Here is a 16,187-nt window from a genome sequence, read left to right as displayed (position 1 = left end):
AACTCAATCGACTATTTAATCAAAACAACGCTCTGGTTGTATTCACTTTTATTTGCATTGTTAAAGCAGGGACCAATTAAATTGCCCGGAAGAATCTGGTGCCACATCTTATTCTCATAAGGAGTATCACCCCAGAAAAAGCCTATATGACAATCGATTGCCCCATTCGTCTTGAAGAAAATAATATCGCCTTTCTGCGCATAGCCGCTATTCAGCATATCTCGAACAGTTCTAAACTCATACATTTTGCAACCAGAGTCACAAGCATAACCATACCAACGCCAGGCATTAATATAGCCTCCCCCACCAGGCCCGCCGGCCCATGGCGAATGTGCGTTATTCCTGCCTATCGCTGAAACATCCCCACCAACAGCAGCATAAGCATGAGCAACAAATCCAGTGCAGTTCATACCCGTATAGCCGTCCCATCTTGGACTTCCGTTGGGGTAAAGACATGTGTCATATGAGAAGCCGCCGGAATAACGCGTGCCCAGATAATAAGAATCATACTGATGCGAAGTAAGCCATGTCAGCAGGCTAATTCTACTGACGCCAAGAACGGTCGAACTTCCGATTGGATTGTAATAAACCTGCGTAGACTTAGTATGGACCGACCCATCGGGGTAGGATACATCGCAATACAAGGCATAGTAACCCGGACCCAAGCCCAAATCGGATGGATTAAAGTACGCATTGTTAATGGTTGATTTCGCTCTCAGGACGCCCCATTGACTCCAATCCGGTTTCGCCCAGACAAATTTAAATTCAAATTGACCGGATTTTTCCGCATCAAGAGTCCCCATATCCGCACGAACGCCCCATGAGTAATCTCCATCAGTAGATATAGCTGTAATTCTCGAATAGTCCCAAACACCGATATGAATCCTGCGAGTAGTAACCTTACCATCAGAGCCGCTCACATCACAATAAATATCATACTCACCTGGTTTATCAGGAGTCCAAGATAGGGAAGCATCGGAACCATTCTGAGCAATGCCCCAATTTGACCAGTTGTTCCTACTCCAAACATACCTATAGTTCAGAAAACGAGTATCCCCCAAGCACTCAGTTGTAACGGACACTTTATCACCAGGCTTAACAAAAGCGTTGGAAGCGGATATGCCTTTATAAGACCAGTCTTCTGGGACAAAATAGCAGACCTTTTTACACGTAAGCGTTTGTCCAGTTAAAGTATCAATTACATCTATATAGAATGAAATCTCTCCGGTTTTTGTAACAACCCAATCTAGTGAAGAGAGTCCTTCCCCTGAATCTAAAACGCCCCATTCATTCCAATTGTTTCTCATCCAAACGTACTTATATTTAACGCCTTTCTTATTACGAACAATCAGATTGGGAGTAATAGCAACTGTATCCCCAGCGGAAACAGATCCATCTGAGGGCTCCACGGAAACCGAAGTGAAATTAGACAAGTTATTGTCCACATGCACGGGGAATTTGCGCGTGGTGACGCGGCCGGCCGAATCGATGGCGTCCACCCAAATGTTGACGTCTCCGGTCACCTCGGGGGTCCAGGGGCAAGACGCGGAGGGCTCGCCCTGGCGGATTGACCCCCAGCGAGACCAGCCGCCCTGCTCCCAGACGAACTTGTACCTGACCGAGCCCGCATTGCCGGAGACGGACAGGCCCAGCTCGCACTCGTCGCCGAGCAGGGGCGACCCGCCGTCGGCAGCCTTCGCGGAGAGGCCGTCGAGGGAGAAATCCTCGGTTATGCTGACGGGAAGCACGGAGGTCGCGGAGAGGCCGCCGACGGAGACGTCAACGTAGACCCTGTACGAACCGGACGACGCGGGCTCCCAAGCGCAAGATGTCGCCTCGGACGGCCCCTGCGCAACCCCCCACTCGGCCCAGGAGTCCTTCTGCCAGACGAACTTGAGCTTCGCGCCGGGTGCGGCCGCCGCATGAATGGGAACCTTCATACCGGGGGACCACTCCAACTCGGGCCCTCCGTCAACAGAGAGACGGCAAGCGTCCACATGCACGGGGAATTTGCGCGTGGTGACGCGGCCGGCCGAATCGATGGCGTCCACCCAAATGTTGACGTCTCCGGTCACCTCGGGGGTCCAGGGGCAAGACGCGGAGGGCTCGCCCTGGCGGATTGACCCCCAGCGAGACCAGCCGCCCTGCTCCCAGACGAACTTGTACCTGACCGAGCCCGCATTGCCGGAGACGGACAGGCCCAGCTCGCACTCGTCGCCGAGCAGGGGCGACCCGCCGTCGGCAGCCTTCGCGGAGAGGCCGTCGAGGGAGAAATCCTCGGTTATGCTGACGGGAAGCACGGAGGTCGCGGAGAGGCCGCCGACGGAGACGTCAACGTAGACCCTGTACGAACCGGACGACGCGGGCTCCCAAGCGCAAGATGTCGCCTCGGACGGCCCCTGCGCAACCCCCCACTCGGCCCAGGAGTCCTTCTGCCAGACGAACTTGAGCTTCGCGCCGGGTGCGGCCGCCGCATGAATGGGAACCTTCATACCGGGGGACCACTCCAACTCGGGCCCTCCGTCAACAGAGAGACGGCAAGCGTCCACATGCACGGGGAATTTGCGCGTGGTGACGCGGCCGGCCGAATCGATGGCGTCCACCCAAATGTTGACGTCTCCGGTCACCTCGGGGGTCCAGGGGCAAGACGCGGAGGGCTCGCCCTGGCGGATTGACCCCCAGCGAGACCAGCCGCCCTGCTCCCAGACGAACTTGTACCTGACCGAGCCCGCATTGCCGGAGACGGACAGGCCCAGCTCGCACTCGTCGCCGAGCAGGGGCGACCCGCCGTCGGCAGCCTTCGCGGAGAGGCCGTCGAGGGAGAAATCCTCGGTTATGCTGACGGGAAGCACGGAGGTCGCGGAGAGGCCGCCGACGGAGACGTCAACGTAGACCCTGTACGAACCGGACGACGCGGGCTCCCAAGCGCAAGATGTCGCCTCGGACGGCCCCTGCGCAACCCCCCACTCGGCCCAGGAGTCCTTCTGCCAGACGAACTTGAGCTTCGCGCCGGGTGCGGCCGCCGCATGAATGGGAACCTTCATACCGGGGGACCACTCCAACTCGGGCCCTCCGTCAACAGAGAGACGGCAAGCGTCCACATGCACGGGGAATTTGCGCGTGGTGACGCGGCCGGCCGAATCGATGGCGTCCACCCAAATGTTGACGTCTCCGGTCACCTCGGGGGTCCAGGGGCAAGACGCGGAGGGCTCGCCCTGGCGGATTGACCCCCAGCGAGACCAGCCGCCCTGCTCCCAGACGAACTTGTACCTGACCGAGCCCGCATTGCCGGAGACGGACAGGCCCAGCTCGCACTCGTCGCCGAGCAGGGGCGACCCGCCGTCGGCAGCCTTCGCGGAGAGGCCGTCGAGGGAGAAATCCTCCGACAGGCCAGACATCTTATTAACAGGATCGACGAAAAGAGATGAAGTGCCTTGATCTGTCGCGAAGGAATACGAAGCGGCCATAGGCCAAATCAAAAAAGCAACAAATATCGCAAGGATGAGCTTACGGCAAACTGTCTTCATCGGAATCAGGCATCCTAACAAACGAAGCTGTATAACTGAAATCTAAAGACGACCAGCGCTGAAGGGAAAATCCTATCGTTAGATCATTCTGTTAATAATCGCTGCGATTCTCTGGCCGTAACCATCCCCAGGGACAGCCCATAAACCATTAAGGTCCTCTAGACACGGAGCGATGCCCAGATATCCCCTATCAACAAGTATTTGATAACGAGGGTCAACACAAACATTGTTCAAGGGCAAACTGGTCGCATAGCCTTTTAAATGCTGAGATTGAGCAAGCAGCCCCTGATATACGTTGTCAAACCTTGCCCCACCGACTTGAGGACCAATAGCCCCTAAGCCAGCGAAATTGCACTGATCTGCGGATACCGAACCCCCAAACTGGAGCCATCCAGTCTCCAACATGGCTTGGGCAAACACGACTTCGGGCCTAACGCCTTCAGAAGAGGCAGCCATAATGACCTGATTGCAGAACTCAGCAATGCTAGAAGCGCCCTTTTGCGAATAGACTTCAGAGGGATAGGCATGTCCGGTAGAAACAAACAAACGAGCCATGGACTCAGCAGATATCGAAGACGTACCCATAATTGGCGTACCATCGACCGTCACCTTGCGGGTGAGGTGCTTGGCCTGCTCGCCGTCGATCACGTCGAGGTAGAGGGTGTACTCTCCGGGCTCGGAGGGGGTCCACTCGCAGGAGGCGGAGGAGCTGGAGCCGCCGCCGACGGTGCCCCACTTGGCCCAGCCGCCCTTCTCCCAGACGAACTTGTACTTGAGGCCGTCGGTGTCGCCGGAGACCCTGGCCTGGAGCCCGAGCGGCTTGCCGCAGCGCGCCTCGCCGGAGACGTCGAGGCCGTCGACGCTGAAGCGGTCCTCGACCGTCACCTTGCGGGTGAGGTGCTTGGCCTGCTCGCCGTCGATCACGTCGAGGTAGAGGGTGTACTCTCCGGGCTCGGAGGGGGTCCACTCGCAGGAGGCGGAGGAGCTGGAGCCGCCGCCGACGGTGCCCCACTTGGCCCAGCCGCCCTTCTCCCAGACGAACTTGTACTTGAGGCCGTCGGTGTCGCCGGAGACCCTGGCCTGGAGCCCGAGCGGCTTGCCGCAGCGCGCCTCGCCGGAGACGTCGAGGCCGTCGACGGACCAATTGACTACTTTATATTTAGAAGTGCTCGATATGTAACCATTGGAGTCGACAACATCGGCATAAATTTCGTATTCACCAGCTTGCGGCAAAGTCCAAGTAACAGACGGGCTGATCAAATCTTGACCAATTACACCCCAATTTGAGCTGTTCCAATCGGCTCCGACTTTATGCCAAACAAATTTGTACTTAAGACCATCGGTCTTACCGGTAACATTCACGCCAACCTTAATGGAAGATCCAGCACGCCCCAATTCTTCAGAGAATGTAATTCCATCAATGGAATAAGGGTGCGGAAACTGCGCAATAATAGCAGCGGCATCAGCCTCGCCAAGACGACGACAGCCGTCATCGGAAAAGTAGTTAGCGACATCGCCGGAATTCGAAATAAAGCCATGCTCAATTAAGATGCCAGGAATCCCCTGCTCGCGGGCGCATCGGATTACCGCAAACTCATCTCCCACTTGCATCTGGAAAACGCCGCGGTACGTAAGACCCATAGCAGCAAGGTTATTCATAACCTTATTGGCAAGCTCAACAGAAACCTGTGTATAGTCTGATCCATTTGCGGTGGGAGCGTAAACCTCAGCACCATGAGCAGCAGAGGAGCCGGAATTAATATGGAAGCTCACGAAAGCTTGCGCACCCTGATCGATGCAACGCTGAACGCGATAAAGAAAATCATTACTGGAATAATTGCCGTATTGCTCGCGGGCAAGAACAACCTTGAAACCATACGCTTCAAGCTTATTCTTGCAGGCCGTCACAATCTTCCAGGTAAGATCAGCCTCACTTTTACCATTACCCTGCGCACCGGGGTCAGATCCACCATGACCAGCATCAAGAGCGATTACGCTAACGTTGCGAGCGGAGCGAGCGGCATAAGTAGAAACACCATCCGGAGAATCGGCGCACTCCAACGCCTGCTGAATAGACTGTGCCGCAACAGCATTTCCGTCTCCACCTGCATAATAAACAGATGTGCCCTCGGAGTTCATAGAGCTATCTACGACAGTGAACGAATAATCTCGATCAGAAAGATCGATCTTATGTTCAGCCCCATCTCCCTCTAGATAATACGAAATCGAAGTGAGGAAATAAGTATTAGCTTCGAGTTTTGCGCCAAAGGTAAAAGCGGCAGAATTATCAGCCGTAGCAGACGCGTCGACAGAGCCCTTTACACCGTTGGCACTCACATAGCCAAGCGTAGCAGAGGAAAGAACTTCGCTGTCATTAGCAGTAGCAAAGGCAATGACCTGATCAGTTCCAGCGGGAAGACTCGGATAGGCCAGGTAAACGTATTGGAAGGCCGACTCGACCGAATCGACCTGTAGCTCGGTCTTGACTTCGCTTTCAGTTGAGCCTTGGCTCAACGAGTCGATAGCCTCACTATCCCCTTCAACCGGAGATTGGTCGACGGTGGCCTCGCTGCCTTCAACATCGTCACCGCGTGCAGCCACTCCGTCATCGCCTGCAGAAGCCACATTCGTCATAGCTTCAGCGGGCTGTGCCTCGTTCAACCCGTAAGCAGCAACTACAGGACTCATCAATGACGAAAACGTCAGAAGAGCGGTCAAAGAAAAAGAAGTTGCGACACGTAAAACCTTTTTCATATTGAATCCCCAGTCAAAATTAATATCCATGTTGCAACATTATCCATCAATTATCTCTTCTTTTGAACAATTGTCATAGAAAGGAATCGTGTTGAATCAAGGTGGCAATATTCAACGCCTTCGAACGCGAACCAGCCAACATTTTTCATCTAGGAATAACTTCATAGCTTATATCTTATAAAGATGGGAGCGCGGACAGAAAGTTGGACCGCGGGGCGGTCCGGACTGGAGGTTCGCATGTACAGCAGGGGGAAGGTCGAGCTCTTCCTCCGCGGCGACGGAGGATGGCATGGGGCCCACCGCCGCCGCGGAGTTCGTGGGGGTCACGGTGAGCGCGGCCAAGAAGTCTGTAGAATCGTGGCGAGGAAACCGCCACGGAAGGAGGCCTGAGCGCCTCGGCGCCGCCCTCGCGGTAGAGCGCGCACCATCTCTTGAGCGGCGCCAAGGACATGACCCCGAACGCCTTCATGGCGTCCTGCTTGCTCATGCCGCCGTCGACCACAGCTGAGGCGGCGGCGACCTTCTGCTCGTATGTGTACCTGGTCTGCCTGCCGTCCATGGATAGCAGCACCTCGCTTCCGAACGACCGGTATACGTAGAGCCATTGTCTCACGGTGTTGCGCGGGACCGACAGCGCCTTCGCCGCCGACTTGAAGCCGTGCCCCCGCTCGAAGAGCCCGATCGCCGCCTTCCTGGCCTCGATGTCGTGTTTCACTCTCAAGTCGACACGCATAAAAAGCCTCCCACTTCTCGTGTCCAAGAAATGGGAGGCAGTTCAGGAGGGGCCGCGCAGGCGTTCGGCTAGCTGCGGGAACAACCTATTCGCTCAACATGTTCGGCTGAGATCGGAAATCGACCCTTGACCTACAGCCAGCCCAAAACATGTGCTTTCATCTGAGCGAACTCAAATTAACGTTCATCTTTGATCCATTACCGGAACATAATTTATCAAGTTTCCGCCAATTAAATTCATGAAATCATCGAATGTTTTACCTCTTGAAAAATCAAGGGTTTTAATTGTTCCCGAGCATGAATATCGGGACTCAATATTCATTACCCATTGTAAAAAACCAGAATCGCCAAGGTAACCGGAGACGGTTTTTAAAACAGGATAGACAGCCATAGGAGAAAGAAGCCTTCCGGACCCAATCCAATCTAAGACATCATTAGTTTTCATTCTGAACAAAGCACAATTGATAGAATCAGAATCGCCATCGAATAAGTCAATTGCCCCCTCGTTAACAAGCGAAGGCGCAAATAGCATGAAAGAGTGCTGACTATGAGGCCTTAAATAGGTTGAGGGGAACGCCTTTCTCCCATCAAGAATCCATCCGTTGGCACATCTTCTAATACCTTTAGGTAATTTAGAGTTAGGAGAATGATTTTCTCTGCCGATAGAAAGAACGTATAGATAGCAATAATTAATTTCTTCACATTTTGACGGAAGATAGACGCTGCGATTTAAAATATGCTTGTTTAAAAAATTGATATCAACAGAAGAACCCGCGTTGGGCAAATCATCTATATCAATTGGGTCGTCTTTAACAACAGAGAAAAATAATCTGACAGTCTAGGAAACGGGTGATGGATTCGCTATGTCGAGCTGCGGAAACGCGCCTCGGTGAGCAGCAAATGGCGAACCACCCTTGCGGTCTCGGGCCATCTCTCGGAGTCCTGCTTGACCCTGAACAGGTAAACGAACCAGTTGAGGTACGACTGGAGGTTCGACATCGACATGCCCGTGAACCTCCAGAGGTACCGCTTGAGCCAGGAGCAGAGGTTGTTCACCATGGCCATCCGCTCCAGGTAGACCGGGTCGTTGACGTCGGCCCTGTGCGCCTCCTCGGCGCAGCCCGACTCGCGGATCAGCGCGCCGTGCGCCCTCTCCCTGTCGTGGACGACCAGGCTCCCCTCGGCGATATGCCCGCCGAGCGCCCCCAGCACCCTCGCCGAGCTGGGCTTTCCGCGGCCGCACACCACGGCGACCGGGTTCTTGTGCACGTCGATGGCGACCGCTATGCAGACCTTCTGGCGGGACAGCCCGCGCTTCCTCGCCACGCCGTACCCAAGATGCAGGTCGGTGTCGTTCACGTAGGTCTCGTCTATCCAGACCAGGTCGCGCAGGACGATGCGGTCCTGGTAGCCGTCGACGGCGACCATCACGCGGTGGCGCCACTCCCATGCCGTCTGGTGGGTTATGCCCAGCTCCTCGGCCATGGCGTCAAGGGGCACGTTGAACCGCATGAGGCCGATGAAGCGGCACCAGGTCGCCATGTCGGATTTGGACCCCTCAAGCACCGTGCCGGTGAGCGAGGTGAACCTGGCCCCGCAGGCGCGGCGGCGCCAGCGCTGGACCCCTCCGGCGGTCCTCCCGTCCCTGAAGGGCGAGGCCGCGCGGCAGGAGGGGCAGGCGGGGTCGGTGCGGTAGAGGTCGGCGGCCTCGGCGAGGGTGCCGAAGCCGTGCTTCTCGCGGCAGCACCGCTCGTCGACGGCCCGGCGGAGGAGCTCGAAGTCCCCCTCGTCGAGCGCCGCGACGGCGTCCGCGAAGGCGCTGTGTCGGTTCATCTGGGCGTTCCCGTCCGCAGCGGGGCCCACCCGGCGGGATTGTCGCCAAACAAGAGCCGGGTGAGCTCCGCTGCAAATTCTCGTTTGGCGGGAACAGGATAGCACGGCGCGCCCGGCGGACCATGTCGGGGCCGGATCCATCACCCGTTTCCTAGACTGTTAAAAAAAATAAAGCATGGCAAAGAGAGTCTGTTAAATCTAGCCATCTTGTTTGGATTCCATAATGCTGTAAAAGAGGTTCCACACAATAGGCTTCTAATTTGAGTGCAATAGCCGAATGGTTAGTAATTGGCTTTTCAGAAGACAGTATTGGCTTGGATTCAGGGATATCGAAAACGTCATTATTCCAACGTCCTGAAACACTTAAATAGTTCCCAACCGTCTCTAACCGAGAATCAGAAGAAACAGAATCCCTGCATAAGCTAGGCCTGGGAATATAGGGGCTATACAAGTTCGACTGGCCTCTATATAAAACAGGACCATCGGAAATATAAGAAAGGTATCCAACGGCCTGAATTAATGCTTCAAGCGTATCGACAGAAATAACAGGACAAGAAGAACCGTCACAGCAGATATCATTTTCAACATGCAGCTCATCCGCTCGATGCGATGCTATATTTCCAGCAGACCACCGTTTCATAAATTCCTCGCTAAAGAAACAGACGGCTAGAACGCTGCGTCACCTGCACATTCCTATGCCATCAAAGCTTTGATTTATAGCGCCAGTCAGCAAAACTGCAGGCGGGCGCTATCTAGTATATATAAAGAGAAATAGGCCACTATGGCTACTTGCTTTAGGTCAACCTCAATACCTTTCGAGAATCTCTCTTCCCGATTCTCTCCACAGATACTCGTTCATGCTCGCCGGCAACGTAAGCGAGTTCGCTGACGAGGTCGTCGTCGCGACTCCGCTCGACGAATGAAAGCGCGATCCCATGGTCTTCTAAATCACGCTAGCGACTTAGGGACAATACATAGCCTAGTAATTCGCCGCGAGCCATGTCGCTAAATCAACGGTAACAGCCTCAAGCAAGTCACCCAATACTTGCTTTTTCGACATGGCAGCAGAATCGAAAATAGGATACTCCCTATTCGCATGAACGCCATCACATCGCAATATATAGGCGTAACGGCACACCAATAGAGCGACTCTTCTAACACGAAGTCTGTCACTTTTGGCGTCAGGCAGTAGTTCATTTATCTTGGTTTTAAAGAGACTCTTACTTTGGCAATCAGCGCAACCTCTATCACGCATGTAAGTAAGAGACTCCTTATCGATATATCCCAATCTCTTAATTTTTTCAGGATCTACATACTTTTTATCATTATTCGCAATATGCAATGACCTTGAACGTGTGCCAGTTAACAATTTCCAGCTAACGAAGTCCTCGTAGCCCCTATGATTAAATATTTGATCAAACTTAATTAATGAATGAATTAATACATCATGTTCAACAAAGAGCTGATTAACTCTATTCAACATTAGAGCATCATTCTTCGCGTTGGAACCAGTCGCCTCGGCATAACCACGATAAAGGGCATTAAAGGCACCCCAAAGAAGCTTAAGCCTTTCTTCCGGATAACCGGCTCCTGATGCAGCCCATGAGTAACTAATTGCTATGTGTAGAGACTTTGCAACCGCATCACCTCGAAGACTGCGTCTTACAACGCCATCTGGATACCTAGTTCCGTTAAATATAGAGAGGGTGTTGTTAAGTTCGTGCGGAACCTCGAGTTCTATACTCCCCTTCCCGTCAACCGAGCACGACACGGCAGCAATGCAAGGCGATTGCTCCATTCCGTCCATACAAGCCAAAGAGAGAAGCAGCCATCTCAGATAGTCAACCCTAGTTTTACAGAGATACTGTGCCTTGGAATAACCTCTCGCGCGTTCAAACGAAATCACGGCAGCATTCTTGTTAATTGTGACGCTGTCGAGGTAGTCTTTTGAAATGGTCCTTTCGAAGCGGATTGGACTGTTAAGCTTAATTGGATTCTCGAATACGAGTGAGATTTCGATCTGAATCCGTTGCTTTCTTTCCTCTGAATTAGCCACCACTTCACCGTCCATTTAGTAAAAAAGCGAACCCCACAAGGCAACCATCAAAATTCATTTAAAGTTCTACGATTAATGTCGTCTGCACGCCATCACAGATATCTCAAATTAAAACTCGGATTTATAAATCAATTCGCGTCGAGAAGAACTGATTAAAAACTCGGCGACAATTCTCAGTTTACAACTATTCGAATCCGCTCGATTTATTATGACATATGTAACCCACACAGTCCTTCAGGCCATAAGTCAGAAGAAGTAAAGACGCTAATACTAAGAACTCGATAGTACTTTTGATCTTGTTTTATGCGATACTCCGCGACTGACCAAGGAAACCAAAACGTTGCCTCCACCCAAATGCAACTAAAACCGTTGCAAACGCAATTAGGTATAATTCATCCAAATCGCCTAGAGAAAGTGTTTGAATGCTGACCGTAATCGTGCCTACTTACAATGCCGAGCCGTATCTTTCTCAGGCTATAGGCAGTCTATTAAACGAAGAGAATATCGAACTGGAAATCCTCGCCATCAACGACGGATCAACCGACAACTCGCTCGCCATTATGCAAGATTTCGCTGCGCGCGACTCACGCGTTCGAGTGATCGATAAGGCAAACCAGGGTTACGGCGCAACCTGCAATCTGGGCATTCGCGAGGCAAAGGGCGACTGGATTGCCATCCTCGAGCCCGATGACTGGATCGAGCCCGGAATGTACTCCGACATGCTTGCCTTTGCCAAGCGCGAATTTGGCGATCCGAAGAAGCTCGACATTATCGAGACCCCGTATTGGATCATTCGCAACCCCGATACCCCCCAAGAGGTCAAACTACACTGCGCATATCGCGGTCGCATCAAGCCACCCCGGCAACCGTTCACCATTCACGACGCTCCACACCTGCTGGCCCATCATCCGTCCATTTGGTCGGCAACCTACCGTCGCGACTTCCTGTTGCAAAACAATATCTGGTTTAAGGAAATCCCCGGTGCGGGCTGGGCCGATAATCCATTCCTTGTCGAAACGCTCTGCCAGGCAAAGGCGATCGCTTACTGGCCCAAGCCGTATTACTGCTACCGCGAGGAAACACCCGAAAAGGCGGCAGCCCTTGCCAAGCGTGACCCCTTGATGCCGTTTAATCGCTGGAACGACATGGTCGATATTCTTGAGCGGCTCAACGTCACCGACTCCGCCGTCTGGACACCGCAAATCACACGCGGCTTCACCTATATGGGCATCATGATTGAGCACACCGGAATTGAGGGGCACCCCGAAATCGAGCGGGCGATCCACAGGATGTTCGAACGCATGCCGCAAGAGCTGGTATTTGCCAATCCTCGCGTTACCCCTGCGGCCAAAAAGCTCTATGCCGAGTATATGGGCATCGCCAACCCTAAAATCAGCTACTGCGCATACGCCAAGGACCTCGTGGGCGAGGGCTTGTATAACGTATGGAACAAGGGGCCCAAGCAAACTCTAAAAATGATCACATCGCACTTTGGTTCGTACAACGCACGCGCTGGAAAATAGTCTGATGGGCAGCAAAGCAAGCAGAAATACCTCCATCGAGGCGCTGCGCTTGGTCGCGGTCGCTGGGATTGCGATATTCCACACGTTTCAATGGACCTTCCAAGCCGTCTGCACCGGCCTACCGGAATATGCGCCGCTCGCTGTCTTCCCTTACTCCGGCGCGCTCGGCTTTATCAACCTGCTGGGCTGCTGGGCCAACGAGGTCTTCTTTATGATCTCGGGCTACTTCCTTATTCCCTCGGCGGTACACGCCCTCCAAAACGGGTCATCCGCACCGGATCTCGCTCGTAAATCGTTTGCTCGGTTAAAGAAGATCGTCTTGCCCACGCTCTTTTATTGCACCGCGTGCCTGTTTGTTTCAATGTACGTCTATCCCCTGCCCGAAATCTCACTACACGAGATCGGCTGGCTCACGTTGGGCATCGAGTTTATCTGGGTCTACGCCGCCTCCATATTGCTCGTCCCAGTGATTGCGCTGATACGACAGCGGATCGGCAGCAAAAGGGCCCCGTTTGTCGTAGCACTTCTCGTGCTCGCAACATTTGGAATCAACTGCTACATTGCAGCGACGGCAAACGAAGCGGCCGGTATCGTTTTGTGGCGCAAGCTCATGAGCGCCGTTACTTACCTGGTCGCGTTTATTGCAGCCGGAGAAATGCGCTTTGTCCTCGAATGCCACGGCAACGCATCCGGCGCTCAAAAATCCAAGATCGTACTCATTGGACTCATTGCCGCCACCATCGCGCTCGAGCTTCTGCTATCGGCAAATAGCCAGTACGACGCGCTCTGGATGATCTCTTACAAGTCCACGTCCGTCATATCCTTTATCTTGGCCGCCGCATCCGTTGCCGCCGCAGCGCTCCATCAGCCGCGCCATGAAACCTCAGCCGCAGATAAGACAATCGTGTCTCTCGCCGCAGGAACGCTCGCTTTCTACGCCGTACAATCATTTACCTGTAATGTCTGGCGACCCATCTTCGACAATGCAATCTACACCATGGCGACAGGCATCCAAACGGGAGAGCCCCGTCCAGCCGCCGCCATGTTGCTCGGAATCCTTATGAGCCTTTGCCTCGCGCTTGCCCTGCTCCTCATGGATATCGTACGCAGGACCGTAGTCGAGGCCATCAAGGCTCGCATGAACAGCTAAGCAGCCTTCCGACTCCGCAAGCCACGAAGCGCGCTAACACCCGAAGCAAATAGAATCGCAAAGACAATCGCCCAGTTCTTGCAGCCAAATACCGGAATATGAACAATCGCATGGTCATGCATAACAACGAAATAGGCCAGAACAACCACCAGAGGCAGCGCCATGAGCAGTGACTGGATCAACACTTTGCGACGACGACCGTCTTGCGCGCCACCCCGTATTGAGCATACGAGTACGGCAATCCAGAGCACCAATACAACAGCAAACGAAACAAGACAAACGACGTTCGAGATCATCGCATAACCAGCAGTTGAGCAAATGGCAAACAGTTGCGGGCTCATGCAATAAAACTCTTTCAAAATCTGAGGCCAGTCAGCTTGGGGCAACAGTGACGAAGTCCCATGCGCAGACCAAAGACCCATCTCGCCCAGAACGTTCGAAAAGACCTCGTCCCAGCCCAGCACAAATGCCGCGACAACCCATTTCATCGCCCAGGTAAACACAAACGAAAGCCCAAACCCAAAGAGCGCCTGCAGCATCGTGGCAACACAACGCTTGGGGCGCTCACCCTCGGGGAGCGCAATGAAGGCGAAAAAGCAATACAGGGCGACAACTGCGGCAGGAATCGTTAAAAAGTCAAGAAACGAAAACACGGCGCCCGTCGCTATCGACCAAAGGACAAGGCGGCTTGTGAAAAGCCGTGCGTTTGGAGCCGAATCCAAACGAAGGCTCATGCAAGACATCATGATGAGCGCCACAAAGAACGAGATGCACAGCAGCAGATCACCGATAAAATTGAAAAACAGATTGGTCGAGAACAACAGGATTGCAAGGAAACCCAACGTCAATGGCTTTGAAAACCGCTTCCGCAAGGCAACGTAAGCGCAAGCGGAGCCGGCAATCGCCAGAGCAGCTGCGGGCGCCACGACAACGTCGATACCGCCAATAAACAGGCAGAGATTCGAAAGCAGCTGCCATCCATGCCAATACCGGTAGTACTGCTGATGCGTAATCCCGCTGGATTTCGTAACGTCATCAATCTCGGCAACAGCCATCGTCTCAAACGGAGAACCCTGGTCCTTTTGCTGTGCGACTTCAATGATAAAGCGATTGTTATCAAAGCAAACGGGACCAGTTGCAACACGGTGGTCGTAGACATACATGTCAGACAATAGGGCCGAGGACTCCGAACCCTGCGCATGCGACTCGATAACGAACCGCGGAAGACAATTTGCCACCGTATTGCTCAAGACAAATGCGACCTGAAGAACCAAAAACAGCAACATGGCCTTGATGGGAAGGCTATCGGCAAAGGAGGCTAAACGAGTTTTATTCACGGGTCATCCAAACAGAAAGATTGCGTCCACAGGAATCGGCACCTATGTAATACCACAATGCGCGCATGCAATCTCGCTACGCCCGCACGTCAACCAGGCTTGCAGCAAACGTTCTTGGTGATTAGCGGAACATTACCCGCGGGCGCCCGCCTACGCTTACAATAGTCGTGTCCCATGGGACACGTTGTTTATTCCGCAGGGCCGATACGCTGCCCACGCGAAAGGATATTCTCGTTCATGACTTCCACCCTCCCCGCCCCCATCGATAAGCTCGCCATCGTTGTCGTTACGTACAAACGCCAGGAGCTCTTGGCCAACCTGTTCGACTCTATGACCGAGCTCACGGCAACGCCCTGGCGCATCGTGATTGTCGATAACGAGAATTCGCGCGAGACCGAGGCCATGTGCGCCGCATTTAACGAGCGTCTGGCCAACCTGTGGGGTATCGACACCGAGCAGCCCGACGCGCAGGGCGGCACCAACCGTGTCATCTACGCCCCGCAGCTCGAAAACGGTGGCGGTGCGGGCGGCTTCTCCGCCGGGACTAAATGCGCCTACGACCTGGGCGCCCAGTGGTTCTGGGTGATGGACGACGACGTGCTCGTCATCCCCGAAGGCATCGAGCGCTTGGCCAAGTGGACCGACCGCTACGATGTTATCCAGGGTTCGCGATTGGACTTTGACGGCGGCGCCTTCTTTTGGCAGTACCAGCTCATCCTTTCGCTCGGCATTCCCAATCCCATCGCCAAGTGGGATCTGGGTCCCGAGGGCTACCGCTCCATGAACCAGCTGTGCTTTGAGGGCGGCATGTTCTCGCGCCGCGTGGTCGACAAGATTGGCCTGCCCGATGCGCGCTTCTTTATCTACGGCGACGATGCCTGCTACGGCTACGTAGCCAGCCAGCACTTCCCAGCTGCCGTGGTCGCCGACGTGGTGCTCAAGCGCGCCCGCGCCGTCTCTAACTGGGACATCGCCGGCAAACGACAGCTCAACTCCACGAGCGACACCAACCGCTACTACATCATGCGCAACCGCGGTTATCTGGCACGCTACATGCAGATCTACGGCGACTACCACCCCGTGCTGTTCCGTCTGGGCAATGCCGCGACCTTCTGCAAGGAGTTCATTCGTCTGGCAGCAGTCGACAAATGCTTTAAGACCGGCATTCCGGCGCTGCGCCGCGGCATGAAGGACGCCCGCAAGATCGTTAAGGATCCCAACTGGAAACCCATGCCGCCCCTGAAGGACGCGGAGTAGTAAAGGGCTTTCGCCATC

At 54.0% G+C, this 16,187-nt stretch carries 11 protein-coding genes; 3 read left to right on the top strand and 8 right to left on the bottom strand.

What is annotated here, in order from left to right:
• Positions 1-11: 11 nt before the first annotated feature.
• The 7 genes from DW732_RS03010 to DW732_RS02980 form a co-directional block, all read right to left on the bottom strand.
• Positions 12-3,398 carry a hypothetical protein gene (locus DW732_RS03010; protein ID WP_147356354.1) on the bottom strand — a complete coding sequence of 1,129 codons (3,387 nt, stop codon included), beginning with the start codon at positions 3,396-3,398 and terminating at the stop codon, positions 12-14.
• A 207-nt stretch (positions 3,399-3,605) separates the two neighbouring features.
• A complete protein-coding gene (locus DW732_RS09855; protein WP_158567334.1) occupies positions 3,606-6,311 on the bottom strand; it encodes an N-acetylmuramoyl-L-alanine amidase in 2,706 nt (901 codons plus the stop codon).
• 145 nt (positions 6,312-6,456) lie between these two features.
• Positions 6,457-7,014, bottom strand: coding sequence for a helix-turn-helix domain-containing protein (locus DW732_RS02995; protein ID WP_118098673.1), 558 nt, complete (start codon positions 7,012-7,014; stop codon positions 6,457-6,459).
• Positions 7,015-7,197: 183 nt separating this feature from the next.
• A complete protein-coding gene (locus DW732_RS09780) occupies positions 7,198-7,797 on the bottom strand; it encodes a hypothetical protein (protein ID WP_147356353.1) in 600 nt (199 codons plus the stop codon).
• Between the two features lie 77 nt (positions 7,798-7,874).
• On the bottom strand, positions 7,875-8,846 hold the full coding sequence (locus tag DW732_RS02990; protein WP_118098828.1) for an IS1595 family transposase: 972 nt from the start codon (positions 8,844-8,846) through the stop codon (positions 7,875-7,877).
• A 151-nt stretch (positions 8,847-8,997) separates the two neighbouring features.
• Positions 8,998-9,486 (bottom strand): FRG domain-containing protein, encoded by a 489-nt coding sequence (locus DW732_RS02985; RefSeq protein ID WP_118098672.1) that lies wholly within the window; start codon positions 9,484-9,486, stop codon positions 8,998-9,000.
• Between the two features lie 339 nt (positions 9,487-9,825).
• Positions 9,826-10,917, bottom strand: a complete 1,092-nt coding sequence (locus DW732_RS02980; protein ID WP_158567333.1) for a hypothetical protein — start codon at positions 10,915-10,917, stop codon at positions 9,826-9,828.
• Between the two features lie 407 nt (positions 10,918-11,324).
• Here DW732_RS02980 and DW732_RS02975 point away from each other — a divergent pair, with 407 nt between their 5' ends.
• The gene (locus tag DW732_RS02975) at positions 11,325-12,425 is read left to right on the top strand and encodes a glycosyltransferase (protein WP_118098668.1); all 1,101 of its coding nucleotides are present in this window, start codon (positions 11,325-11,327) and stop codon (positions 12,423-12,425) included.
• Positions 12,426-12,429: 4 nt separating this feature from the next.
• The gene (locus tag DW732_RS02970) at positions 12,430-13,575 is read left to right on the top strand and encodes an acyltransferase (RefSeq protein ID WP_118098666.1); all 1,146 of its coding nucleotides are present in this window, start codon (positions 12,430-12,432) and stop codon (positions 13,573-13,575) included.
• Here the strand turns inward: DW732_RS02970 and DW732_RS02965 are convergent.
• Entirely contained in the window at positions 13,572-14,912 is a 1,341-nt protein-coding gene (locus tag DW732_RS02965; RefSeq protein ID WP_118098664.1) for a hypothetical protein, read from the bottom strand. The genes DW732_RS02970 and DW732_RS02965 overlap by 4 nt on opposite strands.
• A 237-nt stretch (positions 14,913-15,149) precedes the next feature.
• Between DW732_RS02965 and DW732_RS02960 the strand changes: the two genes are divergently transcribed.
• On the top strand, positions 15,150-16,169 hold the full coding sequence (locus tag DW732_RS02960; protein WP_118098662.1) for a glycosyltransferase: 1,020 nt from the start codon (positions 15,150-15,152) through the stop codon (positions 16,167-16,169).
• Positions 16,170-16,187 lie beyond the last annotated feature (18 nt).

The organism is Collinsella sp. AM28-11LB (genome assembly GCF_003469895.1).
In the GTDB taxonomy this organism is placed as follows: Bacteria; Actinomycetota; Coriobacteriia; order Coriobacteriales; family Coriobacteriaceae; genus Collinsella.
Note: the sequence above shows the minus strand (reverse complement) of the source record. Positions and strands in the feature narration are given on the sequence as shown.

Coding starts and splice junctions, on each gene's coding strand:
- DW732_RS03010 (WP_147356354.1), bottom strand. CDS start 3,398: ATGTCTGGCCTGTCGGAGGATTTCTCCCTCGACGGCCTCTCCGCGAAG.
- DW732_RS09855 (WP_158567334.1), bottom strand. CDS start 6,311: ATGGATATTAATTTTGACTGGGGATTCAATATGAAAAAGGTTTTACGT.
- DW732_RS02995 (WP_118098673.1), bottom strand. CDS start 7,014: ATGCGTGTCGACTTGAGAGTGAAACACGACATCGAGGCCAGGAAGGCG.
- DW732_RS02990 (WP_118098828.1), bottom strand. CDS start 8,846: ATGAACCGACACAGCGCCTTCGCGGACGCCGTCGCGGCGCTCGACGAG.
- DW732_RS02985 (WP_118098672.1), bottom strand. CDS start 9,486: ATGAAACGGTGGTCTGCTGGAAATATAGCATCGCATCGAGCGGATGAG.
- DW732_RS02980 (WP_158567333.1), bottom strand. CDS start 10,917: ATGGACGGTGAAGTGGTGGCTAATTCAGAGGAAAGAAAGCAACGGATT.
- DW732_RS02975 (WP_118098668.1), top strand. CDS start 11,325: ATGCTGACCGTAATCGTGCCTACTTACAATGCCGAGCCGTATCTTTCT.
- DW732_RS02970 (WP_118098666.1), top strand. CDS start 12,430: ATGGGCAGCAAAGCAAGCAGAAATACCTCCATCGAGGCGCTGCGCTTG.
- DW732_RS02960 (WP_118098662.1), top strand. CDS start 15,150: ATGACTTCCACCCTCCCCGCCCCCATCGATAAGCTCGCCATCGTTGTC.